Annotated in this window: 25 protein-coding genes and 1 tRNA gene; 11 read left to right on the top strand and 15 right to left on the bottom strand. The window is 64.7% G+C overall.

The window, feature by feature from the left end; genetic code table 11:
* Nucleotides 1–213: 213 nt before the first annotated feature.
* The 10 genes from FM101_RS12825 to FM101_RS12780 all read right to left on the bottom strand — a co-directional run bounded on the left by FM101_RS12825 (nt 214) and on the right by FM101_RS12780 (nt 8,665).
* Nucleotides 214–1,491: an acyltransferase family protein gene (locus tag FM101_RS12825; protein WP_087000278.1), complete on the bottom strand. Its 1,278-nt coding sequence runs from the start codon at nt 1,489–1,491 to the stop codon at nt 214–216.
* Between the two features lie 187 nt (nt 1,492–1,678).
* Entirely contained in the window at nt 1,679–2,053 is a 375-nt protein-coding gene (gene rplL, locus FM101_RS12820; RefSeq protein WP_087000275.1) for a 50S ribosomal protein L7/L12, read from the bottom strand.
* Between the two features lie 68 nt (nt 2,054–2,121).
* On the bottom strand, nt 2,122–2,688 hold the full coding sequence (gene rplJ, locus FM101_RS12815) for a 50S ribosomal protein L10 (protein WP_087000272.1): 567 nt from the start codon (nt 2,686–2,688) through the stop codon (nt 2,122–2,124).
* Between the two features lie 311 nt (nt 2,689–2,999).
* On the bottom strand, nt 3,000–4,289 hold the full coding sequence (locus tag FM101_RS12810; protein ID WP_087000270.1) for an aromatic amino acid transport family protein: 1,290 nt from the start codon (nt 4,287–4,289) through the stop codon (nt 3,000–3,002).
* 193 nt (nt 4,290–4,482) lie between these two features.
* Entirely contained in the window at nt 4,483–5,625 is a 1,143-nt protein-coding gene (locus FM101_RS12805; RefSeq protein WP_087000268.1) for a hypothetical protein, read from the bottom strand.
* Between the two features lie 207 nt (nt 5,626–5,832).
* Complete coding sequence (rplA, locus tag FM101_RS12800) at nt 5,833–6,540, bottom strand: 50S ribosomal protein L1 (protein WP_087000266.1); 708 nt, start codon at nt 6,538–6,540, stop codon at nt 5,833–5,835.
* Nucleotides 6,541–6,692: 152 nt separating this feature from the next.
* Entirely contained in the window at nt 6,693–7,127 is a 435-nt protein-coding gene (rplK, locus tag FM101_RS12795) for a 50S ribosomal protein L11 (protein WP_087000264.1), read from the bottom strand.
* A 137-nt stretch (nt 7,128–7,264) separates the two neighbouring features.
* Entirely contained in the window at nt 7,265–8,104 is an 840-nt protein-coding gene (gene nusG, locus FM101_RS12790) for a transcription termination/antitermination protein NusG (protein ID WP_087000262.1), read from the bottom strand.
* A gap of 97 nt (nt 8,105–8,201) precedes the next feature.
* Nucleotides 8,202–8,468, bottom strand: coding sequence for a preprotein translocase subunit SecE (secE, locus tag FM101_RS12785; protein ID WP_087000260.1), 267 nt, complete (start codon nt 8,466–8,468; stop codon nt 8,202–8,204).
* Nucleotides 8,469–8,592: 124 nt separating this feature from the next.
* Nucleotides 8,593–8,665: transfer RNA gene (locus FM101_RS12780), tRNA-Trp, on the bottom strand.
* Nucleotides 8,666–8,905: 240 nt separating this feature from the next.
* Between FM101_RS12780 and FM101_RS12775 the strand changes: the two genes are divergently transcribed.
* Complete coding sequence (locus FM101_RS12775; protein WP_087000258.1) at nt 8,906–10,105, top strand: pyridoxal phosphate-dependent aminotransferase; 1,200 nt, start codon at nt 8,906–8,908, stop codon at nt 10,103–10,105.
* Between the two features lie 36 nt (nt 10,106–10,141).
* Here FM101_RS12775 and FM101_RS12770 read toward each other — a convergent pair whose 3' ends face one another.
* Both FM101_RS12770 and FM101_RS12765 read right to left on the bottom strand, forming a co-directional pair.
* On the bottom strand, nt 10,142–10,816 hold the full coding sequence (locus tag FM101_RS12770; protein ID WP_087000257.1) for a LuxR C-terminal-related transcriptional regulator: 675 nt from the start codon (nt 10,814–10,816) through the stop codon (nt 10,142–10,144).
* Nucleotides 10,813–12,141 (bottom strand): ATP-binding protein, encoded by a 1,329-nt coding sequence (locus FM101_RS12765; protein WP_087000255.1) that lies wholly within the window; start codon nt 12,139–12,141, stop codon nt 10,813–10,815. Before FM101_RS12765 ends, FM101_RS12770 begins: the two co-directional genes overlap by 4 nt.
* Before the next feature lie 124 nt (nt 12,142–12,265).
* On the opposite strand from FM101_RS12765, the gene FM101_RS12760 reads away from it, so the two are divergent.
* The 5 genes from FM101_RS12760 to FM101_RS12740 all read left to right on the top strand — a co-directional run bounded on the left by FM101_RS12760 (nt 12,266) and on the right by FM101_RS12740 (nt 16,177).
* Complete coding sequence (locus FM101_RS12760) at nt 12,266–13,540, top strand: PspC domain-containing protein (protein ID WP_179204323.1); 1,275 nt, start codon at nt 12,266–12,268, stop codon at nt 13,538–13,540.
* Nucleotides 13,537–13,908: a TIGR04086 family membrane protein gene (locus FM101_RS12755; protein ID WP_087000251.1), complete on the top strand. Its 372-nt coding sequence runs from the start codon at nt 13,537–13,539 to the stop codon at nt 13,906–13,908. The genes FM101_RS12760 and FM101_RS12755 overlap by 4 nt, the downstream gene beginning before the upstream one ends.
* Before the next feature lie 40 nt (nt 13,909–13,948).
* Nucleotides 13,949–14,197 carry a PspC domain-containing protein gene (locus tag FM101_RS12750; RefSeq protein WP_087000249.1) on the top strand — a complete coding sequence of 83 codons (249 nt, stop codon included), beginning with the start codon at nt 13,949–13,951 and terminating at the stop codon, nt 14,195–14,197.
* 174 nt (nt 14,198–14,371) lie between these two features.
* Nucleotides 14,372–15,400, top strand: coding sequence for a 6-phosphofructokinase (locus FM101_RS12745; RefSeq protein ID WP_087000629.1), 1,029 nt, complete (start codon nt 14,372–14,374; stop codon nt 15,398–15,400).
* Between the two features lie 42 nt (nt 15,401–15,442).
* A complete protein-coding gene (locus FM101_RS12740; RefSeq protein ID WP_143269290.1) occupies nt 15,443–16,177 on the top strand; it encodes a GNAT family N-acetyltransferase in 735 nt (244 codons plus the stop codon).
* A 30-nt stretch (nt 16,178–16,207) separates the two neighbouring features.
* Here FM101_RS12740 and FM101_RS12735 read toward each other — a convergent pair whose 3' ends face one another.
* The 3 genes from FM101_RS12735 to FM101_RS12725 form a co-directional block, all read right to left on the bottom strand.
* Nucleotides 16,208–17,281, bottom strand: coding sequence for a YgfZ/GcvT domain-containing protein (locus FM101_RS12735; RefSeq protein WP_087000245.1), 1,074 nt, complete (start codon nt 17,279–17,281; stop codon nt 16,208–16,210).
* Nucleotide 17,282: 1 nt separating this feature from the next.
* Nucleotides 17,283–17,882, bottom strand: a complete 600-nt coding sequence (locus FM101_RS12730) for an FABP family protein (RefSeq protein ID WP_087000243.1) — start codon at nt 17,880–17,882, stop codon at nt 17,283–17,285.
* Nucleotides 17,883–18,078: 196 nt separating this feature from the next.
* Nucleotides 18,079–18,963: a hypothetical protein gene (locus tag FM101_RS12725; RefSeq protein WP_087000241.1), complete on the bottom strand. Its 885-nt coding sequence runs from the start codon at nt 18,961–18,963 to the stop codon at nt 18,079–18,081.
* A 136-nt stretch (nt 18,964–19,099) separates the two neighbouring features.
* Here FM101_RS12725 and mshD point away from each other — a divergent pair, with 136 nt between their 5' ends.
* The 5 genes from mshD to FM101_RS12700 all read left to right on the top strand — a co-directional run bounded on the left by mshD (nt 19,100) and on the right by FM101_RS12700 (nt 24,615).
* Nucleotides 19,100–20,083: a mycothiol synthase gene (gene mshD / locus FM101_RS12720; protein ID WP_087000238.1), complete on the top strand. Its 984-nt coding sequence runs from the start codon at nt 19,100–19,102 to the stop codon at nt 20,081–20,083.
* 95 nt (nt 20,084–20,178) lie between these two features.
* Nucleotides 20,179–22,389, top strand: a complete 2,211-nt coding sequence (locus tag FM101_RS12715) for an RNA degradosome polyphosphate kinase (protein ID WP_087000236.1) — start codon at nt 20,179–20,181, stop codon at nt 22,387–22,389.
* Nucleotides 22,347–23,357: an NUDIX hydrolase gene (locus FM101_RS12710; protein ID WP_241895302.1), complete on the top strand. Its 1,011-nt coding sequence runs from the start codon at nt 22,347–22,349 to the stop codon at nt 23,355–23,357. Before FM101_RS12715 ends, FM101_RS12710 begins: the two co-directional genes overlap by 43 nt.
* Nucleotides 23,358–23,439: 82 nt before the next feature.
* On the top strand, nt 23,440–23,790 hold the full coding sequence (locus FM101_RS12705; RefSeq protein ID WP_241895303.1) for a GNAT family N-acetyltransferase: 351 nt from the start codon (nt 23,440–23,442) through the stop codon (nt 23,788–23,790).
* Between the two features lie 66 nt (nt 23,791–23,856).
* Nucleotides 23,857–24,615 (top strand): DUF1648 domain-containing protein, encoded by a 759-nt coding sequence (locus tag FM101_RS12700; protein WP_158225901.1) that lies wholly within the window; start codon nt 23,857–23,859, stop codon nt 24,613–24,615.
* Nucleotides 24,616–24,671: the final 56 nt, after the last annotated feature.

Below are 24,671 nucleotides of genomic sequence, written 5' to 3'. Positions count from 1 at the left end.
CCTTCGGGCGTCAGGGAGCGGTCCGCGGCTGGTTGTCGCGGACCGCTTTCAGTTTCTTTTCAGTTCCTGGCCTCCCCGGCCGGTGCATGGCCACGGCACCCCGGGACCGCCAACCTTCCAGTCCGGCCTCGGCTGGTCCGGCTCGATGCGGTGGCGGAACGCTGCCGGGGTGAACGCCTTGCGCCGTTACCCCTTTCCGCATCACCACTCCGCCTAAAGGCCCCGAGTGACTCCTCCTTGGGTATGGGGAACCGCGCGGGCGGCCGACTGGCGCCGGGCGTCGGCTCGATTGACCCGTTCGGCGAGTCCCCTCCCCCTGTCCAGCAAGACTGTCAGGTCATCGACCCGCGCGGTGACGGCTTTGCCGAGGCGCCGGCCCAGTGTCTGCTCGACGAACCGATACACCAGATAGGCGGCCACCGCCGCGGCCCCCATGGCGATCATCAGGACCACCGGCCGCGGGAGGTATCCGCTGAGCTGGTCGATGATCCACCAACCCCAGATCTCGTGCAGCAAATAGATGGGATACGTCAGCGCCCCCGCCAACGCGAGTCCAGGAAGATTGACCCGACTCAAGGGCGTCAACGTCAGCAGGGCGATCAGGGCGAAGATGCCGACGACGATAGCCCAGTAGGCCTGTTCCGGGATCTGGTATCCGACAAGGCTGGCGGCTTCCTCCGCCCCCTTCTGACCGGTCAGCACCGCAGCTTGGACCACATTCACCCCCAAGGCAGCCCATCGCATCGGCGTGTGGCCGAACCGGTAGATGAGGAAGAGGCAAATGCCGCCAGCAAAAAGAGCAGCATGTTCGGGGATCAGCGCCTGCCGAACAAAGTTGCTGGGAATCAGTGGAGCTAGGAGGCCGACCAGCGGCCAGATCACGGCAAACGCCAGAATCCGACGACAGGTCACCCAGCCCAACATCATCAACAACAGGACCAGCCCGTAGAAGCGCATTTCGGCCCAAAGGGTCCAGTAGACGCCGTCGACATACGGGACGTTGAAGCCGCGCTGCATCATCGTCAGGTTCACGGCCCAGTCGGAGAAGGAAAGCCGCTTGCCCATCACTGGCCAGATGAAGAAGATGAGCACCCCGGTGGCGAGCACCGCCACCCAGTAGGCGGGAAAGAGCCGGCCGACACGTGAACCGATAAATTGTGCCGGCCGCTTCCCATAGGCCGAGAGCAGGATGACGAAGCCGCTGATGACGAAGAACAGCTGGACTCCCATGTTCCCGAATACTGACAGACGGGAGAGATTTGGCCAGGCGGTCTTGGCCGGCTCGACGCCCCAGTAGCCATGGTGCCATGCGGTGTAGTGGTAGAGGATCACTCCCACGGCGGCTACGAGACGTAGCCCGTCAAGCAAAGCCATACGAGGTTTGCCGCGGGGAGCTTGCCCCGGATCCGGCGGAGTACTGCCAGCCTCGGCTGCCGTGGTGACAACCCCGGTGGGGGCCTGCTTTTGGAGTGTTGCCGTGCCGTAGTCCATGCCGCCCACTCCTGTCGCTCTCCGTCTACGTTATCAAGTCGTTACATGTCACGCTAGCAAAGCGGAGTAGAACTTCTTCAACAATATGACGGGCGTCACGAGGGCTGGCTCCTTCTGGCCACCGGTTAAACAGCGTTGCCCCGCCCACCTGGTCGGTGGACGGGGCAACGCTCATGTTGCTTGCTGGTTACTTGAGAGTAACGCTAGCGCCGGCGGCCTCGAGGGCTTCCTTGGCCTTGTCGGCAGCATCCTTGGATGCGCCTTCCAGGACGGCCTTCGGGGCGCCGTCAACGAGGTCCTTGGCTTCCTTCAGACCCAGTGAGGTCAGTGCGCGGACCTCCTTGATGACTGCGATCTTCTTGTCGCCGGGGCCTTCGAGGATGACGTCGAATTCGCTCTGCTCCTCGGCTGCCTCAGCGGCACCGCCGGCCGGGCCGGCAACAGCAACGGCTGCAGCGGTGACGTCGAAGGTCTCTTCGAAGGTCTTAACGAACTCGGAGAGCTCGACGATGGTCATTTCCTTGAAGGCCTCAAGGAGCTCTTCTGTGCTGAGCTTCGCCATGATGTGGCGTCCTTTCAGTGGGGCGGCACGCTATGGTGCCACGAGATTTTTGGTGGTTTGAAGAGCCTTTAGGCTTCTTCGGTGGCAGCGTCGGCAGCAGGTGCTTCCTCGGCCTCGGCGGCAGAAGCTTCGGCCGGAGCCGACGCTGCACCACCTTCTTCGCGCTTGGCGCGCAGTGCATCGATGGTGCGGACTGCGGCGGAAGTCGGAGCCTGCAGGACACCGGCGATGCGGGCCAACTGGTGTTCGCGGGACTCAAGCGCACCGAAGGCGACCACCTGAGCGGCGTCCATGGACGCACCCTCGAAGTAGCCGGACTTGACGATCAGCTTTTCGTTGGACTTCGCGAAATCCGTCAGGCTCTTGGTCGCGGCCACTGCATCGCCCTTGATGAAGGCGATGGCGGTCGGGCCGGCCAGCTGGCCATCGAACGAATCGATGCCGGCTTCCTTGGCTGCGATGCCCGTCAGGGTGTTCTTCACAACCGAGAACTTGGTGTCTGCACCAAGCGCACGGCGCAACTCCTGGAGCTGTGCAACGCTGAGCCCACGGTATTCGGTCAGGACAGCGGCGCTCGACTCCTTGAAGTCGTTGATGATTTCCTGAACTGCTGAAATCTTGATTTGCGTTGCCATAACCCTCCTTCCGGGGATTGTTTATGAGTCGGTCTGACCGGTCCACGAGCCCGGAAGGGCTGGCATAAAAAACGCCCCGCGCAGATGCACGGGGCTTGGCTTTTTCCGACGGGTAACCGACCAGAAAAAGAAAGGCTTCGTTCACCTGCGTAGGCCGCCCAGAAGCTGGGACTTTCGGATGGTTTCCCATGCTGGCACGGGTTACCACCGACCGACGGTCTTTGGTCCGTTTAGTTTATCTGTAGACGTACCCGAGTACCAAATCGGGCCTGGGTGGCGCCGTCGAGGTTCCGCGGGCGCCACCCCATCCATCAGCGCAGCAGGCTAATGAGGATGCCGCCGACGGCGACGATGCCTGCAATGACCACGAAGACGTTGGAGGCCCTCCCCCGGAACCGGGCCAGGGCGGGAACCTTGTGGATGGCGTACATGGGCATCAGGTAGAGCACAGCGGCGATCACGGGGCCAGCCAACGATTCGATCAGCGACAGGATGCTCGGATTGAGGATGCCCGCTACCCAGGTCGTGACGATAAGGAAGGTGCTCACCCCGATTTTCAGGGCACGGTCGCTGATGCGCTTCTGTTGCGGGTCCACCATGGTCCGGACGATCGCCGTGGCTCCTTCGGCGGCACCTAGCCAATGGCCGAAGAAGGACGAGGCGATGGCGGCAATGGCCACCGCTGGGCCCAGCCAGGCAATGATCGGCAGGTCCATGACATTGGCCAAGTGGGAAAGGACCGGCAGATTCGCATCCTTGGCATCCTGTAGCCCCGCCGGGCCGAGGGCCAGGACGCATGACCATACGAAGCCCATCGTGAAGACGACCAGCAGGGTTGCGACGCCGCGCAGGATCGATGACGCCTTATCCACCGACCCGACGCCGTAGCGTTCGCGTAAAGACACGGAAAACTGGGAGATGGCCGGGGAATGGTTGAAGGAGAAGACCAGGACAGGAATCATCAGCCACAGCGACATCGCGAAGTCGCCAACTGCGGGAAACGCACCGAACCCTTCGAAGGACCAGGACGGGATGAGCAGGAGCGTGACCGCCAAGAGCACGGCGATGAGCGGGTAGACCAGCCATTGGGTGACGACCAGCATGACTTTCTGACCGGCGACCATCACCGAGGACAGCAGGAGGATGAGCAGCCCGGCCAAGAGCCAGCGAGGCCACGGGTCCATCCCGAGCTGATTAACCATCAGGCTTTCGACGGTATTGGTGATGCCCACCCCATAGATCAGCACAATGGGGTAGATCGCCAGGAAGTACAAGAACGTGACCACGCGGCCGGCGTTCTCCCCGAAGTAGGTCCGCACTACCCCGGTGATGTCCTGGTCCGGGTTTGGCGAGGCGCAAACGATACGGGATAGCGCCCGGTGGGAGTAGTACGTCATCGGCCAGATCAACACTGTAGCGATGAGTAGCGGCCATAACCCTCCCAACCCGGCGTTCATGGGCAGGAAGAGAATGCCTGCGCCGACCGCGGTACCGAACAGGCCCAGAGTCCAGCTGGTGTCGAACCGGTTCCAGGCCGGAACGACGGCCCGCCTGGTGGAAACCGTCTTCTCGGGAGGGACGGGTGGTTGGCTCGTTGACATGGGAGAACTCCTCCGTTGGCGGTTCTTCAACATTTGGCATGGAGCCCCGAAGACCAACAGAGTGTTGGGCCTGGGCAGCAAGGGGACTTTCATCTGCCGGTGGTGTGGGACCTCGGGATCTGACCGATGCCGCAGCATTGGGTCGCAGAAGGCTCCGCTGTCATCTTCCCCCAGAACGGGCCTTGAACGCCATTTAGCCGTTGCGGGGCAGGGGCACCCCCGAGGTCCGGGTCCATTCGCCTTCGACCATGCAGGCGGCGAACCCGAGGGCCTCATTGACGTGGAGCATGTAGGAATTCTCCGCAGCATTCCAGGTATAGATGCGCTCGACCCGGGGCAAGGCGTCCAGGATCCGCCGATGGTTGGCCGCCTTGACCCGTAAACCGAGGCGGTGGCCCCGATGTTCCGGAAGAACGAGTGTCCCCTCTTGGAAGGCGATCCGTTCCTGCCCGTCGAAGACCACCAGCTCCGTATAGGCCACGAGTTGCCCACTGGCGAGGTCCCGGGCGACCGTGACCACGGAGGTGGTTCCCTGCTTCCGTCGCCTCGCCTCCATCGTGCGCAGCCGATCGCCGTCCCAGCGCGAGGGCTCGAAGCTCAGTCCACCTGCTGGAGGGTCGATATCCATTCGCTCAATAATCCTGCAGTAATCTGCCACGTGGGCCTCGGGAACCGGTCCCGTCCAGGATTCGAGAGCGTACCCGGGCCCGGCGACGGCAGCTTGCTTTTCCAGGCGCACCAACGAAGCACCGTCTGATGCGCTGATCCCCACTCGGCTGCCGCGGTCCACCAGGCCCAGCGTGAAGCCGTGCCGGTGGGCAAAGGCGGGCCCCGGCGCCGCGGTGCTGATCCATCCGGCCCCCGAATCCGGCCTCAGGATTCCCTCCGCAGGGTCCGCGGCCACCCCCTCGCCGCCGTTTTCCAGCGAGACTCCGGTATAGAGGTTCAGTACGGTGCGGTTGTCTTCCAGGCAGAGGTCGGCAACCCGCCGAAGGAGCCGGCTGCCCAGTCCGTGGCACCGCCTCGGCCCAGCCACGACGAGATCGATGTCGGCCGACTGGCGGTTTTCGGCCAGCGGCAGGAAAACGATGGCCGCAGCAATAATGTCCGCTCCCGGCTCCTCCCCGTCACCAATCATGTGGATCATATGCCTGCCGTAGGCGCTGGGTTGGATACGGGCGATTTCGACGGCGTCCCCGGTGACCAGGTCATCGTGTCCGAGCTCTTCAATTCCCGACTGGCGGAAGAGGCTGCGGATGGCCGAGAACTCGGCGCCGCCGGGCCCTTGCAGGGTGGCCGGAATGGGCAGCTCTCGAAGCGTGAGTTGTTCTGGCATGGCGGCCTTCCGCTGGTGGTGAGAGCGGCAGACAGCTACATCAAACCACTGATTGGTACTTCTCAATCAATAGTCTAGCGAGTCCGGCCCTCCCGGGTAAAGGGGCCAGCCGATCCACTTTGCGCTCGCACGGGTTAACCCAAAAACCCCCGCACCGTGAGGTGCGGGGGTTCCTGCGGTTTCCCCTGATCGGGGAGCCTCTGCCAATTAGGCGTCGGCGATGACCTTGGTCACGTTCGGGTCCACCGGGATGCCGGGGCCGAAGGTGGTGGCCACGGTCGCCTTCGAGATGTAGCGGCCCTTGGAAGCCGAAGGCTTCAGGCGCAGAACCTCTTCGAGCGCTGCTGCGTAGTTCTCCGCCAGCTTATCGGCGTCGAAGGACACCTTGCCGATGATGAAGTGCAGGTTGGAGTGCTTGTCGACGCGGAAGTCGATCTTGCCACCCTTGATGTCGTTGACGGCCTTGGCGACGTCCATGGTCACCGTGCCGGTCTTCGGGTTCGGCATCAGGTTACGCGGACCCAAGACCTTGCCCAGACGTCCAACCTTGCCCATGAGGTCAGGGGTGGCCACGGCGGCGTCGAAGTCGGTCCAGCCGCCCTGGATCTTTTCAATCAGGTCGTCGGAGCCAACAAAGTCGGCGCCGGCGGCGATGGCCGCTTCGGCCTTATCGCCGTTGGCGAAGACCAGCACGCGGGCGGTCTTGCCGGTGCCGTGGGGCAGGTTGACCGTACCGCGGACCATCTGATCGGCCTTACGGGGATCGACGCCCAGGCGGAAGGCGACCTCTACGGTCGAATCCGTCTTCGCGGAGCCGGTTTCCTTGGCCAAGGCAATGGCCTCGGTCGGGGAGTACAGGTTGTCGCCATCAATCTTGGCGACAGCTGCCTGGAATGCTTTGCTGCGCTTTGCCATCTGCTTGTTCTCCTTATGCAGTCGTGGTCATTCGTGGATCGCGCTGGACCCTGCCACTAGGACGCCGGTGGCTGCCACCGGTTGGAGGCTTCCGACGTCGTTCTTTGATGTTTGGTGGGTGTTTCCGCCGGGGCGGAAACGGTGAGGCGGTCTTAGCCTTCGACGGTGATGCCCATGGAGCGGGCGGTGCCGGCGACGATCTTTGCGGCGGCCTGGACGTCGTTGGCGTTCAGGTCCTCCATTTTGGTGTTGGCGATCTCCTCGACCTGTGCGGCGGAGAGCTTGCCGACCTTATCGGTATGCGGCGTGGACGAGCCCTTGGCAACGCCCGCGGCCTTCTTGATGAGCTCAGCAGCCGGCGGCGTCTTGGTGATGAAGGTGAAGGAACGGTCTTCGTAGACCGTGATCTCCACCGGGATGACGTTGCCGCGCTGGGATTCCGTGGCGGCGTTGTACGCCTTGCAGAACTCCATGATGTTCACGCCGTGCTGACCAAGTGCCGGACCGATCGGCGGGGCCGGGTTGGCGGCACCTGCCTGGATCTGCAGCTTGATGAGGCCGGAAACCTTTTTCTTCTTCGGGGCCATATCGGGACCTTCTTCTCATTGCGTTTCCCGCGGAACACAGGAGCGTGTTCCGGGGTGGTGGCCGCCGTGGCGCGACGGCCTTGGTCGTTTCCAGCTGCGGAAAGCGGCCGCGCTGGGAACGAAGTCTTCGGTGATCCCTACTGGATCTTCGTGACCTGGCTGAACGACAGCGTCACCGGGGTCTCGCGTTCGAAGATCGACACGAGGACCACGAGTTGCTGGGATTCGAGCTTGATCTCGCTGATCGTTGCCGGGAGGGTTTCGAACGGACCATCGTTGACGGTCACGGACTCCCCCACGGTGAAGTCGACATTGACCTCGGTGATCGGGGCGCGCCCCGGCTTCGAGGAGCCGCCTTCCTGTGCGGGTTCCTCGGTCACGATGGTGTGCTCGAGCATGGAGAACACCTCGTCGAGGCTCAGCGGTGTCGGGTCATGGGCGTTGCCCACGAAACCTGTGACACCGGGGGTGTGACGTACGGTGCCCCACGATTCGTCGGTCAGCTCCATGCGCACCAGGACGTAGCCGGGGATGCGCACGCGGCGAACGATCTTCCGGGTCGTGTTCTTGATTTCCACGACCTCTTCCATGGGGACCTGGATTTCATAGATGAAATCCTCCATGCCCAGGGTCTGGGCGCGGGTCTCCAGGTTCACCTTCACACGGTTCTCATAACCGGCGTAGGAGTGGATGACGTACCAGTCACCGGGCTGGCGGCGCAGCTTGGTCCGGTATTCCTCCTTGGCGGCCGCAACGGCCTCCTCGGGGGACAGTTCGGGAGCCCCTGCTGCTTCGTCCTCGCCCGTGGCGGTGGATTCATCGGCGTTGGAGGCGTCGTCCGCGGTTTCCTCGGACGCCTCGGCGGCCGGGGTCTGTTCCGAAACGACGGAATCGACCGGCGCCTCTACGGCGTCGGCCTCGGTTGCCTGCTCAACGGCGTCGTCGTTGGCCTGCGGTTCGAGTTCCTGCTCGGACACTGCGGTTCCTGCTTTCTTTGACTGGTAAACCAGAACATTTCATCGTGGCTGGGCCGAGGGATACCGACATCGCCCTCTTCGGGGGCGTCGGCAGCCGCTACTGCTCCGGTGGGTTGGTGAAGACCAGGATCGCGCCGTTTCCGAACAACAGGTCCAGCCCGCTAACGATCAGCATCACCAGGATCACGAAACCCAGAACGGTCAGCGTGTAGTTCACCAACTCGCTACGGGTCGGGGTGACGACCTTCTTCAGCTCGGAAATGACCTGGCGGAAGAACAAGGCGATACGCGCAAAGAAACCGCCCTTGGCGGGCTTGCCGCCTCGGGGGGAGCCCGTGGAGCGTCCCGTTGTTGCTTCGGTCACTGTGCCTCGATTCGAGTTCTTCGCATCTTGAAACAATCACGGTGTACCGCGGCCTGTCGGCCGCAACACACCGTGACGTGGATTTCGCCGACCCCCCACATCCAAGATGTGGGTTGCCACTGCGCAGGGCAGACAGGACTCGAACCTGCAACCTGCGGTTTTGGAGACCGCTGCGCTACCAATTGCGCCACTACCCTTCGGATTGGTCGTCCGTCCCGCCGTGGTTGCCCTTCAAGCACACCGCGTCGAGGCGTAATCCAACACCGAGGGAACAGTCTACGCATTGACCACCCACAAGTCGAACCGGATCGACGTCGCGGACCGACTGTCTTGGCCTGACTTCCATGGGCCTGCTGACGCATTCTGTGCCGCCCGGCGGAGCGCGGCTAAGCTGGAATCAGCTAGGCCCCACGCCCTCGACCCCAGGAAGCGAACCCATGTCACGCATTTCCCGACGCATCGGATCGATCGCCGAATCAGCCACGCTCGCCGTGGACGCCAAGGCCAAGGCGCTTAAGGCCGCCGGGCGTCCCGTCATCGGGTTCGGTGCCGGCGAACCCGATTTCCCGACGCCCGACTATGTTGTGGAGGCCGCGATCGAAGCGGCCCGCAACCCACGATTCCACCGCTATTCCCCCGCCTCGGGCCTGCCGGAATTGAAGGCAGCCATAGCAGCCAAAACCCTGCGGGATTCGGGCTATGCCGTGGAGGACTCCCAGGTCTTGGTCACCAATGGTGGCAAGCAGGCGGTGTACAACACGTTTGCGACCCTGTTGGATCCTGGCGACGAAGTCATCGTCCCCACCCCCTATTGGACGACCTACCCCGAGGCGATCCGCTTGGCGGGCGGCGTGCCGGTGGAGGTCTTCGCAGGTCCCGAGCAGGGGTACTTGGTGACAACCGAGCAGCTCGAGGCAGCGCTGACCGAGCGCACCAAGATCCTGGTCTTCGTTTCCCCCTCCAACCCGACCGGCGCCGTCTACCCTCCGGAGATGGTCGCCGAAATCGGCCGGTGGGCCGCGGCGAAGGGCCTATGGGTCGTCACCGACGAGATCTACGAACATCTGACCTACGACGACGCGAAGTTCACCTCGATCGCCACCGCAGCCCCGGAATTAGGTGACCGGGTCGTCATCCTCAACGGCGTGGCCAAGACCTATGCGATGACCGGTTGGCGGGTGGGCTGGATGATCGGCCCCTCGGATGTCATCAAGGCGGCCACCAACCTGCAGTCCCATGCGACGTCGAACGTCGCCAACGTCCCCCAGATGGCAGCTTTGGCTGCCGTCGCTGGCCCGTTGGATGCCGTGGATGAGATGCGGACTGCCTTCGACCGTCGGCGCAAGGCCATCGTTGCTGGGCTGAATGCCATCGACGGGGTGGAATGCCCCACCCCGAAGGGCGCCTTCTACGTCTACGCCGATGTCCGCGGTCTTTTGGGCCGGGAGATTGACGGCGTCCGCCCGCAGACATCTGCCGAGTTGGCCGCCTTGATCCTGGAAAAGGCCGAGGTGGCCGTGGTCCCCGGCGAGGCCTTTGGTCCCTCGGGTTTCCTGCGCTTGTCCTACGCGCTCGGTGATGACGATCTGGCCGAAGGCATCGGTCGGATCGCCACCCTCCTGGGCCGCGCCGCCTAGGTGCACCGGTCCCCGGGCGGGCCGTGGAGCCCAGGATCAGAGAATCCGGCGGTCCACGGCCCATCGGGTGAGTTCGTGACGGTTGGACAACTGCAGCTTCCGCAGGACCTTGGAGACGTGGGTTTCCACGGTCTTCACGGAGATGAATAGTTCCTTGGCCACTTCCTTATAGGTGTATCCCCGGGCGATGAGTCGCATCACCTCCAGCTCCCGGTCGGACAGCAGGTCCAGTTCGTCCTCGGCGCTGACGCCGGCCTGGGTGCCGAAGGCGTCCAGAACGAAGCCAGCCAGTCGCGGGGAGAACACCGCGTCTCCTGCCGAAACCCGGATCACGGCGTCGGAGATCTCGGCACCGGAAATCGATTTGGTCACGTAGCCGCGGGCCCCTGCCCGGATGACGGTCACGACGTCTTCGGCCGCATCGGAGACGCTGAGGGCCAGGAAACGCACGTCGCCGAGTAGTTCTGAGCATCCCGCCAAGACTTCCGCACCTCCGCCCCCACGGCCGCCGGGCAGGTGCACATCGAGGAGGACGACGTCTGGACGTCGCTCGCTGACGGTCCGGATGGCCTCTTCCACGGTGGCGGCCTCGCCGACCACCCGCAGCCGATCGTCCAGATCGGATTTCAACCCGGAACGGAAGATCGCGTGGTCATCGACCACCACGACACTGATCTGCCGAGCTGCCGCTGTCGGTTCGAGGGTATTCACCGGTTCTGCTCCTCCATCGGTTCGTGCTTTATGGCCAGGTGCACTTCGGTGCCCCCGGTCGTGCTGGAAATCGTGGCGGTACCTCCGTTGCGTTGCATCCGGCCGATAATTGATTCCCGCACCCCCAGCCGGTCCTGTTCCAGATCCTCTGGATCGAAGCCGGGTCCGCGATCACGGATGAAGACATCGACCCTTCTCGGCGAGGCCTCCACATAGACGGCAACCGTCCCCCCGGCATGTTTGGCAGCATTGAGCATGGCCTCGCGTGCCGCTTGCACCACGGCATCGTGCCCTTCGAGACCTTCGAGGTCCCCCACGGCGACGACGTCGATCACCGCGTCATGGGACTCCTCTAGCCGGGCAGCTTCGACGCGGATGTCCTCACAGATACCGCCCTCCGCCCGCGGGGTGTCCCGGTAGAGCCATTGACGCAACTCCCGTTCCTGGGCCCTGGCTAGCCGGAGTACTTGGGCCTCGTCTCCGGCGCGCATCTGGATCAGGGCCAGGGTTTGCAGGACCGAATCGTGGAGATGTGCGGCAATTTCTGCTCGTTCCCCGATTCGGACCCGACTCGCCCGTTCGGATTCATAGTCCCTCCAGAACCTCAGGCCCCACGGGGCGAGGACCAGCAACACCCCAGCCAGGACGATGACCGCGACGAAGACCCCGTTCCACAACGCGTCCAGGCTGACGGCGCCGGAGACCAGGAAGATCAGTCCCAGCACGACGAGGGCAACACCGCCCACCAAGCGCACCACTCCTGCTGCCCGCTCGGCCCCGGCGGCCTTGCGTAAACCTTGCCGGCGGACTCCGTCGAGCTGCAGCCAGGCCAGAACGGCACCGGCGATAATCAGCACGGCAGGCCAGATGAGCCCCCACGCCACCGGCAGGCCCTGCATCTGGGCGAAGAGCAACAGGCTCAGCAACAGCAGCCCGGCCCCGGCCAGGACCTGGCGGCCTGCCAGGCCGCCTAGACGCCAGTGCAGCCAGGCACCGGTCCCCTGCGGGGTGCCAGGATCGCCGGTAGCCTGCTGTTCCCCTCCTGCCCCGGTCCCGAGGAAGCCCCCGGTGTCGGTGGCCAACGAGATCGGCGCCCCGGCACGGGAGCGTTCGGCATCCTCGAGGGCGTCCTCCCGTGAGGGGACCATGACCCACAGCCAGCCATACAGGACAATCCCGGCACCCGCGAAGAGGGTCAGCAGAGCCATCCCGAACCGGATATTGCGCACCGGGTACTCCAGGTGGACCGCCAATCCGGCGCAGACTCCGCCCAGCACGCGAGGTTCAGCACGCAACAGGGGCGGGCGGCTGCGCGTTTCGGTCATGACCCCATACAAACATGCCCCGGACCGTTCGCTGGTCCCACTCAGGGGAATCGGGGGAAGGATCAGGGGCCGTTCAGGGCAGACCCCGATGGTGGCAGGAGCCCTAACAGGCAAGGATGAAAACATGAATCACGCACCTGTAGAAAATTCCTTCTTCCGTTGGCTCCGGGGGCTGGGCGTCGAGCGCGGTGAACATCACTGGATTGGTGGCGTCTCCTCGGGCCTGGCGCGGCGCTTCGGCATCGACCCAGCCCTGGCCCGCGGCCTGCTGCTGATCGTCGTCATCTTCTCCGGAGTCGGGCTCCTGCTATATGGGTTGGCGTGGGCCCTGCTGCCGGGCCCCGATGGAGGTATCCACCTCCAGCAGGCAGGACGCGGGCAGTGGAGCAGCGGGATGACCGGAGCGCTGATCTTCGTGGTCATCGGACTGGTCAACGGGCCCTCCTTCTTGGGCGGATGGCGCTTCGACACCAGCGATTCGTGGTGGAGCAGCCTCATCTGGACCGCCGTTTGGGTGGGGGCCATCATCTGGTTCTTCTCCACACGGTCGTCGCGTCGACAGAAGCGTCTGGATCATCAGGGCCTCCCGGCCGACGGCGTCCCGGGCCAGCCTGCGCCCGGTACGGACCCCACCCAGGGCCCCTCCAGGTCCGCTGCGACTCCTCAGGCTGGCGCGGGTGCGGACTCCGAAATGAATACGGGCATCACCCACCCGGGAAAGGCCCCCACGGCCAAGAACCGCCAGCCCCGGCCATCCCGGGTCCGCCCAGCCATTCCGGGTCACCATGTCGCGATCTTGCTGGGCGTGGCCGTTCTGGTGGCCGGGGCCATCATCCTCACCGCGATGGAGGGGATCTTGGACTACGGCGGCCGCGAGGTCACAGTGGCTCTGGCTGCCGCACTGACGGTACTAGGCGCCGGCCTGGTCGGCGCCGCCCTGCGCTCGTTGCGTGGCGGGGCCCTGACCGGATTCACGATCGCGCTGCTCGTCCCCACCCTCCTGGTCGGCGGAATCGGCACCCAATACGCTCCGAGCACCAGCTGGCCTGGACCAGTCGTGCAGCGCTCCGGCAACGAATACACCTACGTCTTCAACAACGGAACCCTTGACCTGAGTCGGTACGGGCAGGACATGACGGAGGACACGAAACTGAAGGTGAACAACGTCTTCAGCAGCCTGAAGGTCATCGTTCCGGACAACCTCCCGGTGAAAATCACCGCCGACTCAGCCTTCTACTCGCTGCAGGTACCTGACGGCGAGGGGGTCCGAAAATACTCGGGGATTGCCAGTGGAGACACCATCAACATCAACCCAGAAGCCGATGGCCCGGTCCTGCACCTCGACATCGACGGGGCCTTCAATTCCATCGACATCACCTCCAAGGAGGTCACACCATGAGCGATCCCAGTACCGGACATGAGCCCGAACAGGGCCCGGAAGAATCTCAGCCGGAGCAGCCGACCCGTCCCATCGGCCCCCCTGAACATCCGACGACACCGATCGGCAGTACCGGGCCGCTGGGCGTCCCTGCCGAAGAAGCACCGCCGATGGCCCCAGAGAACCACGGCATGCCGTTGGGGACGTTCGTCTTCGGGCTCGTGGTCATGGCCATCGGACTGTTGATCCTGGTTTCGGTCTTCTACAACATCACCCTGAGCGGAAGTACGGTGGCCATCATCCTGTTCCTCGGTGCTGGTCTGGTGTTGATCGGCGGAGGCCTGGTGGCCGCACGCCGTTCCTCCCGGACACACCCCACCCGCTCCTGATACCGTCACAGTCCAGCAGCACACCTCGAAAGGAATCCCCATGGAATCCGTTTATCAGTCCCTCCGGGCCATCCGCTTCCGCCGCGGACCGAAGCGGATGGCCGGCGGCATCGCCGGCGGAATCGCCCAGGCCACCGGCTGGGATGTGACGATCGTCAGGATCGCCATCCTGCTCAGTTTCCTGCTCCCGTTCATCGGGGTGCCGCTGTATCTCGTGCTGTGGCTCATCCTGCCCTTCCACGACGACAGCATCCCACTGGAGCGCATCATCAAAACGGCCCGCTCGTAGCGTCGCCGGCTGCCCTGCCCCGCTGAACGGGGCAGGGCAGTATGACGTGTTCCGACATCGCTGTGGTGGCCGTCTCATGGGCCAGTTGCTAGCATCGAGGTGTTGAGCTCAACGTCGCGCTCCCCTGAAGGTCCCACAGTGGGACGAGAACCCGACGAAAGCACACACATCACCATGCGCATCGGAATCCTGACTAGCGGCGGAGACTGCCCGGGGCTGAACGCCGTCATCCGCGGGGCGGTCCTGAACGGCATCAAGAGCCACCACCACGAATTCGTCGGTTTCCTCGACGGCTGGCGCGGAGTCGTCGAAGGTGATGTGGTCGATTTGCCGCGCGAACGCGTTCGTGGCATCTCCAAACAGGGCGGCACCATCCTGGGCACCTCACGCACCAACCCCTTCGATGGGGAAAATGGTGGACCCGAGAGGATCCAGCAGACCCTGGACCGGCTCGGTATTGACGCAGTGATCGCCATCGGCGGTGAAGGAACACTGGCCGGGGCCAAACGACTGACCGATGCCGGGCTGAACATCGTGGGGGTCCCCAAGACCATCGACAACGACCTCGACGCCACGGACTACACCTTCGGCTTCGACACCGCCGTCGCCATCGCCACCGAGGCCATTGACCGGCTGCGGACCACCGGAGAATCCCATCACCGCTGCATGGTGGCCGAGGTCATGGGACGGCATGTGGGCTGGATCGCCCTGCACTGTGGCATGGCCGCTGGTGCCCATGCGATCCTCATCCCCGAACAGCACACCACCATGGAGCAGATCAACGCCTGGGTCCTCGAGGCCCGGGACCGCGGGCGTGCTCCGCTGGTCGTCGTCGCCGAGGGATTCGTCCCCGAAGGCTCTGAAGAGGCCTACTCGGATCGCGGCCACGATTCCGTCGGCCGCCCCCGGCTGGGCGGGATCGGCGACCAGTTGGCCTACCGCATCGAAGCAGACACCGGCATCGAAACCCGGGCTACCGTCCTCGGACATATCCAACGGGGTGGCGTTCCCAGCGCCTTCGACAGGGTTCTGGCCACCCGGCTGGGCATGGCCTCGGTGGACGCCGTGGAGGAGAAGGCTTGGGGGAACATGGTGGCCCTGCGCGGCACCAACATCCACCGGGTTCCCTTCCAGGCCGCCCTGAACAACCTCAAACGGGTTCCGCAACAACGCTACGACGAGGCCTCGCTGCTTTTCGGCTAGCCCAATGGGACTGAAGGCCCGGCGATCAGTAATGTGGTGATCATGGAACTGGAGACCGGAACGCTGGCCATCATCGCGTTGGCGTGGGCCCGACGACTGAACATGGAGGACTCCGCCCTCGCCTCCGTGGCGATGGGCGGTGACACCCCGCTGCGCATCAACCACCTCGACGAAGAATCCTCAACGGTGACGTTCCTGCGCTTCGGTGCCGGGTCGGTGCTCTGCGGTCCCGACTGGCTACTCCGGGCCGCCGCCGAGACCTCGGATGAGGAGCTGGCGGCCGAAGCGGTCCTGCTGGGCCTGCTGCGCGACCACGGCGATGTGTCGGCCAGGGGGTTGGGCGAATCGCTGCTGTACCATGCCGACCAGCCGCCGGAAATCGTGGAATCAACCACGACCCTCGTCTCCGATGAGGTATCCACCGCCGTCGAGCTCGAGGAGTTGTGCCCCCGTGACGATCTCGCCGGGGTGCGTCTCTCCCACCAGGACAAATCCTTCACCCTCGTCTCCGAAGAGGGCCAAGCCCCACTAGCAGGCGCCGGGTATTCGGTGTGGGAGGGTCTCATCGCAGATCTGGCGGTCCTCACGGCGCCCTCCCTGCGCCGGCACGGATTGGGGACCTATATCGCAGCGGTGGCCGCCGACGATGCCCTCAGTGAGGGGTTCGTCGCCCAGTTCTCCGCCGATGTGAACCATAAGGGTGCCCAGCGGCTGGCCGATGCGTTGGGCCTCGTGCTTTCCGGTTCCCTCACCCGGGCGAGCCTGGGCGGGGAATGACACGGACGACGACGGAGCGCCGCGGAAGGCCTAGCGGCGCGGGCGAAGGAAACCGGTAGCCCGGCCCACTACTTGACCGGCGTCCGGAGTCACGATGGTTTCCTGGTTCACCGGGTACTCCTCTTCACCGTCCAGCACGGTCAAGACCGCTTCGGGGTCGGTATTGCGGCGTACGACGGCCAGGGCGACCGGCCCGGCTTCGTAGTGCCAGGCGACGGAAGTGACCTTGCCGACGGTCTTCTCCCCCAGCTTCACCTCGCTCCCGGCGGCAGGATGGGAGTGCATGCTGCCGTCCAGATGGAGGAAGACCACACGCCGCGGTGGACGGCCGAGGTTGTGAACCCGGGCGATCGTCTCCTGGCCCTTATAGCAGCCCTTATCCATATGGACCGCGGTGCGCAGCAGATCCAGTTCGTGGGGAATCGTCTTTTCGTCGGCGTCCACGGCCACCCGCGGGCGCCATGCCGCCACGCGAAGCGCTTCGGCTGCCATCGTCCCGGACAGCCGGAGCTGACCGACGGCGACTTCCAGTTCGACCCGCGGAACCAGATATTCGATCCATACCCGGCCGGCCGCCGGATGGTCGGGGGTCGAGTAGGCGTAGCCGCCGGCGCTGATACCGGGCCAGGGGTCATGCCAGGCGGTGAAACCGGCCAACGACTCGATGGGGGCCCCCGCGCCGACAACAGCCCAATCGGCCGTGGCATCGTGGACTTCGACGCGCAAGGTGAAGCGCATGGAGTCCAGCCATGCGGCCAGTGGAGCGGCATCGGCAGCCTCCACCAAGAGCCAGGCGGTCTCGCCATCGTCGACGACGTGGCAGGCGTACTCGATGCGTCCCTGCACGGTGAGCAGCAGTGTTTCGGCGCCTTCTCCCGGAGCCAGGCCCAGCAGCAGCTGACTCGAGAGGGTGTTCAGCCACGAGAGCCTGTCGACACCGGCGACGGTGACGACCCCGTGATGTGACAGATCGACGACGGCGTCGCCCTCGTCGAGTCGGCGTTGTTCGGGCAGCGGTTCGCCATAATGGGCGGCGACACCTGCGTCGATTCCCGTGCCTTCGATGGCCCCGTCACGTCCGAGCAACGGCGATTTCCACGTCATGTCATGCCTCTTTCGTCAGGGCTGCAGAAGCATGCGCCGCCAAGGCAGTACCGCCGGCCGCGACATCCCAACGCCAGAACAGCTGTCCGTTGACCAAACCGAACATCCGCGTGGCCGCAGAAAACTCCTTGGAGTTCGAACCGCGGACCACCATATCCGTGGCCAACTCGATGCGCGGCCCGTTGATGCTGCCGTAGTACAGCTCACACACTCCACGCGGGTGGGCGATGTTCACCACGATATTGAACCCGCCCTCGGGCGCGCGGAGCGCCTCGACGTCGTCGGCGGTGCGCAGGGTGGGAACGATATCGCCGGGGATCAGGCCGGGACCGCCGTCGGAGTCCTCCAGCGGGCGGTCCAGCCCCCAATAGCCCTGTTCGGTGGCCAGCGGGCGCAGCTTATTGCCCTTTTCGTCGCTCAGCCAGCTCTCGGCCCGGTAGGACAAATAGGGCGTGGAGTCGTGGGTGAACTCGACACGCTGCACAAAGTGGGCGTCCTCGCCCTCGCCTTCGCCCAGTCGACCGGCACCTTCCCAGGTGCCAATCAGCCAGGAGAGCGGGACGAGCTCGGGGGTCAGGTCGGTAGGTAGCTCAATGGGCATGCAGCGTGGTCCTGCTACCTCTGGCCCTTGAACAGGCGCGTGACGACCAGACCGGCAAAGCCGGCCATCCCCAGCCCGGCAACCACCAGCAGGGTGATGAAGAAGATCTCTAGTGCCATGTAATTCGATTCCATGCCACCATCCTAACGCCGTGTCGGCACGAAAGGGATTCGGTGTCCGGCACGCGGGTCGCCACTTAGTGCAGGAGCAGACGCTCCACGTAGTAGACCAGCGACCCCGAGGCGATGACCGAGGCCACGCCCACGGCAATGGCCCCCCAGATACCCAGGACGCCGGAGGGCGCCAGCGTCGCGCCCATCGGCGAAGAACCCGGAGTGCCGGCGGCTTCATCGGGTGCCCCGGCAGGGGCACCGGGGACCCCCGGGGCCACGGTTGAGAAGGAGCCTGCCCGCAGCACCTGGGCCTCCGAAACCACGAGCACGTGGAAGCAGACGACGACCGAACCCACCACGGCCCCCACCACCACGGCAGGGATCACGGGAACATCAGCGACCAGAACACTGGCGACCCCACCGACCAGGATGGCGGCCAGCAGGCCCAGCGGCGCCGTGAGTCGCTCGGGCCACGGAATCGCGCTGACCAGGACGGCGGAGGCAATACTCAGTCCCGAGAGCAGCATCATGGAACCGTTGGTGGCGTTGGGGGTCAGCCGGTCGGCGGCGACCCATCCGCTGCCGAAGACCACCACGAGGACGCCCGCGCAGCCGCCCAGGGTCGATTCGAGGCGTTGCCGCTGGCCCGTCCCGCGTACTAGTTGGGTCACGAAGACCAAGATCACCCCGACGGCGCCGAAGGCCCCCATCCACTGCAGCGGAGAGGGCATCGGGGCCACGGTGGCCGCCGTTGCCGCTCCGATGCCGGCGAGCGCGATCACCGTGCTCACGGGCAGCGGGGCGGGCATCCCGACCAGACGGGGATATCCCCACGCAAACACGAGGATGCACGCACAGACCACCGCCCAGATGGCCCAGCTACCGGCTCGGTCCGGGCCGATGTAGCTGGAGGCGACAAGTGCGGCGACCGCCACGAGCGACGCTGCGGCAAAGGTTTTGGTTCTCACGCCTTATATCCTGCCCTATATGAGCCCGGTCGTGGCCAGCACGGTGTGCTGGCCTCCGAGGTGACGTCGAACCACGACGCGCCCCGACAGGGGTCGCGGACTGCACAAGCAGGTCCAGCGGGGATATGTTGGGTGCATGAGCGCGACCCAGAACACCGATTGGACCATCACCCTTGCCAACGGCAGGCCTGATCAGGACCTGCTGCGGCGGATCACCGCCCTAGCGGCGGAGGCCGAGGACAGCGACGGTAATCCGCCGCTGAGCGACCAGACGATCGTGGAACTGCGGACCGGGGAGGCCTCCGAGGGCCTCATGGTTGTCACCGCTTGGCTCTGCGACGACGATGGCGCGGTTTCCGGGGAGTTGGTGGGCGTCGCCGTGGCTGTTTCCACCGACGATCCGACCCCCGGGACCCTTGAGCTGGTGGTCCACCCCGAATACCGTAACGATGGGATCGGTGCCGCACTGCTGGCCTCCCTCGATGCCCGTTCCCCCTTGAAGGCGATGCAGGCGTGGTCGCACGGCAACCATGCTGCTGCGTCCCGTCTGGCGCAGCGCCACGGGTTCGTGCCCATTCGTGAGCTATGGCGTATGCGTTTGATGCACGACGCAGGGCTTCCGGCCGCCGCGATGCCTCCCGGGTACCGGCTGCGCCGGTTCGTTCCCGGACAGGACGAGGAAGCCTGGTTGGCGGCCAATGCCGCGGCATTCGTGGACCATGCGGAGCAGGGTTCGATGACCCGGGCTGACCTGCTGGCCCGGATGGACGAGGACTGGTTCGACCCCGAGGGCTTCCTGCTCGCCGAGGCTGGGGACGGTTCGATCGCCGGCTTCCATTGGACCAAGGTCCACCCGCCGTTGAAGGACAGTGCCACCGGAGCGCACCAGAGCCTGGGGGAGGTCTATGTGGTCGGTGTGGTCCCCGCAGCCCAGGGCACCGGGTTGGGCAGGGCCCTGACCATTGCCGGCATCGAGCATTTGCGCTCTCGTGGCCTCCAGGCCGTCATGCTTTACGTCGATGCCGACAACACCGCCGCCGTCGGGCTCTATAACAAGCTCGGTTTCACCCGTTGGGACGTGGACGTGATGTACGCGCACGGCACGACGGCCGCCGGGTAAAGTAAAGCAGGAACGCACCGTCGCGCCTGCGCCGGAATCGTGGGCGCCCCGGAGCTTGTCGCAACTCCACACATTTGTACGTTAGGACGGACCCGATGGACAGCACCTCCGTAGCCGCAGCGAGCTTTGGCGACGGTGATGTGCCATCGGCCCGGGCGACCCAGGACCGCATCGAACTACCGCTCTTCGATCCGCCGCTGGGTCCTGAGGGGGATTTCACTCTCGACCGTTTCCTGGACCGTGAGGTCAGCTGGCTGGATTTCAATGCCCGCGTACTCGAGCTCGCGGAGGATCCCGACCTGTACCTGCTGGAGCGCATCAGCTTCCTGTCGATTTTCGCCTCCAACCTCGACGAGTTCTTCATGGTCCGCGTCGCCGGCCTCAAACGCCGGATCGCGACCGGTTTGGCGGTCCCCTCGGCCGCCGGGGTGAGCCCCATCGACCAGCTCGAGGAGATCCTGGTGATGGCCAAGGATCTGCAGTTGCGTCATGCCCGGGTCTTCGCCGAGACGCTGCGTCCTGCGCTGGCCGCCGAACAGATCGAGATCACCCGCTGGAACCAGCTGGACCAGCCGGCACAAGAGGAGATGCGGCGGTGGTTCGTCGCCCAAGTCTTCCCGATTTTGACTCCCCTGGCCGTGGATCCGGCCCACCCGTTCCCCTATATTTCGGGGTTGTCGTTGAACCTTGCGGTGATCGTGCGCAACCCGGTCAGCAGCAAGGAGCTCTTCGCCCGGCTGAAGGTCCCCGATATGCTGCCGCGGCTGATTTCGGTGGACGGGCCCCGCGCCGGGAACACTGCAGGACGACTGGCCCGGTTCATCCCCCTCGAAGATGTCATCGCCCAACACCTGGAATACCTCTTCCCGGGGATGGAGGTCGTCGAACACCACACGTTCAGGGTGACCCGAAACGAGGACCTTGAAGTCGAGGAGGACGACGCAGAAAACCTGTTGCAGGCCCTCGAGAAGGAACTGCTGCGCCGTCGCTTCGGCCCTCCGGTCCGCCTCGAAGTCGCCAGCGACATCAACCCCACCATCCGGGACTTGCTGGTGCGGGAGCTCGGGGTCGAGGAGGACGAGGTCTTCGAGGTACCCGCGCCTTTGGACCTGCGTGGTCTTTCGGTGATTGCCAACATTGATCGCGCCGACCTGCACTACCCCAAGCAGTTGGCCCACACCAGCCGCGATTTGAACCCGTCGGAGACCTCGAAGGCCGCCAATGTGTTTGCTGCGATGCGCCGCCGGGACATCCTGCTGCACCACCCCTACGATTCATTCTCGACCTCGGTGCAGGCCTTCCTCGAACAGGCAGCCTCCGACCCGAAGGTCCAGGCCATCAAACAGACCCTGTACCGCACCTCGGGGGACTCCCCGATCGTCGATGCCCTCATCGACGCCGCCGAGGCGGGCAAGCAGGTCTTGGCCCTGGTGGAGATCAAGGCCAGGTTCGACGAACAGGCAAATATCTCGTGGGCCCGGAAGCTCGAAGAGGCGGGCGTCCATGTGGTGTACGGGATCGTGGGCCTAAAAACCCATTCCAAGCTGTCCCTGGTCATCCGTCGTGAAGGTGACCGGCTGCGTCGCTATTGCCATATCGGCACCGGCAACTACCACCCGCGCACGGCCAGGTACTACGAGGATCTCGGCCTATTGACCACCGATGAGCAGGTCGGAGAGGATCTCTCCCGGCTGTTTAATCAGCTCTCTGGCTATGCTCCGCGTTCGACCTTCAAACGCCTGCTGGTGGCTCCCCGATCACTTCGTTCCGGACTGATCGACCGCATCGACCAGGAGATTCAGCACCGCGAGGCGGGGCGTGAGGCCCGGGTGGTCATCAAGGTCAACTCCATGGTCGACGAGGCCATCATCGATGCCCTCTACCGGGCCAGCCAGGCCGATGTGAAGGTCGATGTGATCGTCCGGGGCATCTGTTCGCTGCGCCCCGGGGTACCCGGGCTGAGCGAAAACATCAGGGTCCGCTCCATCTTGGGCCGTTTCCTGGAGCATTCACGGGTCTTTGCCTTCCATAATGATGCGGACCCGGTGATCTACATCGGCTCTGCAGATATGATGCACCGCAACCTGGACCGCCGGGTAGAGGCCCTGGTCAGAATCTCCAATCAGGAGGACGTCGCAGAGTTGCAGCGCATCCTGGACCGGTATCTGGACGAGGGGACCGCCAGTTGGCATCTTGACTCGGACGGTGATTGGACCCGCCACCACCTCGGCCCGGACGGGGAACCGCTCTCCGACGTGCAGTCGTGGCTGCTGGAATCCCGCCAGCGCTGGACGGCCCGCCGCTGATGTCACTGGTACTGCGCTCTTCCGATGACCCCCTCGTCACCGGCGGGACCGTCAAGGTGCTCGCGGGCGGGGCGATCCCCTGGCGGATCTCCGAGGGAAACCTCGAGGTTCTCCTGATTCACCGGGAGAAGTACGACGACTGGTCCTGGCCCAAGGGCAAGCTCGACGATGGTGAAACCCTCCCGCAGTGCGCCGTCCGGGAAGTGCAGGAGGAAGTGGGCCTCCGGATCACCCTGGGCATCCCGCTTCCGGCGATCCGCTACCCCGTGAAAGCCGGACAGAAGGTCGTCTACTACTGGGCGGCCCACGTCCCCAGCGAGCACTTCGCGCCCGATGGCCACGAAGTCGATGCCGCACGCTGGGTTTCCTGCGCCGAGGCAAGGCGCCAGCTGACGAACCCTTCGGATATCGACCCACTGGATACCCTCGAGGGCGCCTATATCAATGGCCGTCTGGCCACGGTCCCCTTCATCGTGGTCCGCCATGCCAAGGCGAAGCCGAGGTCGAGCTGGACGAAGGAAGAAGGCAAACGCCCGCTCGCCGCCACCGGTAAGCGACAGGCATTGGAAGTGGACGCACTCCTGTCCTCCTGGCGCCCCGAACGGGTCGCCAGCAGCCCCTGGACACGATGCATCCAGACCGTCTCCCCGTATTTGAAACGCCACGACCTGGGCGTGAAGCTGGTTCCTGCGTTGACCGAGCATGAGGCCAAACGCCGACCGTCCACGGCACGCAAGGCAGTGTTGAAGCTGCTCAATAAGGGTGTCCCGCAGGCCGTGTGCACCCACCGCCCGGTCTTGCCCCTCGTGTTCGACGCGTTGGCCGAGCGGCTCCCCGGGCCCTTGGCCCGTTTCCTGCCGGCCGCAGACCCTTATCTGCGCCCCGGTGCCATGGTTGTGTTGCATCTGCCGGTGACGAAACTCCGTAAACCGGTATCCGTTGAGGTCTTTGAAACCTTCGATGACTGATACCCGGCCGTTGGGCAGGTAGTGCCCGGGCGGGGCGCCGAGTAGGCTCGGTGAACAGCTATCCGCCGTTCCAGGAGGTAATGTGACCGCCGACCACGAGCAACAGCCCGCAGTGCCGGGCTGGCGTCCGGAAAAGATCGTCCATGAGGGTCTGCGTCTGGAACATGACGCGGACCGCGGCCGGTATGCGCTCTGGCAGGGCGAGGAATTCATCGGCTTCCTCGGCTACAGCACCGACCCGCAGAGCGGGATCGTGACGCTGCAGCACACCATCATCGATGAGGCCCATGGCCGCCATGGGTATGCCCGGGCCCTGGTCACCCTGGTGCTGGACGAGCTACGTGCGGCACGGCGCCGAGTCATCGTCGAATGCAGCTACATCCAGGACTATCTGGATCGCTACCCCGAATATCAGGACCTGGTCCTCGAATAACCGAATCAGAACGACGTCAGCAGGCGGGCAGCCAACGCCGGACCCCCTAGGATCGAAGGCATGGGGATGACGATCACTGACAAAGAGTTGACCCGCGGTCGTGGAGGAATTTGGCTGACCTATCTGGTGGGGCTGCTGCTTCTCCTCGCCACCCAGCTGTACGGCTTGAGCCTGTATGCGGGGTTGCCCGAAACGGTCCCCACCCACTGGGGACCCTCCGGCGCCCCGGACGCCTTTGCGGATAAATCCCCCGGCGCCGTTTTTGGCATGTTGTGGATCGGCGCGGGGGTCATCGTCGTGCTGGCTTTCATCGCCGCAGTGGTCCCTGCGATGTCACCGGCTCGTACCCGGGCCTCCGAATATCGCCGCGTTCGTCGCGAGGGGATGATCCGGGGAACCATGAACGCCTTGGGCGTGGCCTCGATCGCCCTCGCTGCCGTGTTCTCCAGCCTGGCCCTTCAAGGCTGGCTCAGACCGGAGCACGTGGGCGGTTGGTTTGCCGTCTTCCTCGCGCCGATCCTGCTCGTTCCCATCGGCTGGGCCATGTGGCGGGGTTCGCGCTGGGGCCAACGCCGCGTCGTCGAACTGGGCATCCACCCGGATGAGGACGAAGCCGCCGAGGAACGCCGCTGGGTCGCCGGCGGGCTGTTCTACAACGATCCGGTCGACCCGCAGATCCTGGTCCCCAAACGGGAGGGAACGGGGACGGGGTTGACCATCAACATCGGCAATCCGAAGGGAAAATGGGCCATCGTGATCTTCCTGCTCGTGATCCTCGGCCTGCCCATCGCCATGTCACTGGGCATCGCGGCGGGCACCGCCTAGGTGTATTGACCACGGACGTTGGTAACGCTCCGGGGTAGTTGAAATAGGGAAGACCT

The organism is Arthrobacter rhombi (assembly GCF_900163545.1).
Lineage (GTDB): Bacteria > Actinomycetota > Actinomycetes > Actinomycetales > Micrococcaceae > Arthrobacter_H > Arthrobacter_H rhombi_A.
The sequence above is the reverse complement of the archived record's forward strand: the minus strand, read 5'-3'. Positions and strand labels throughout refer to the sequence as shown.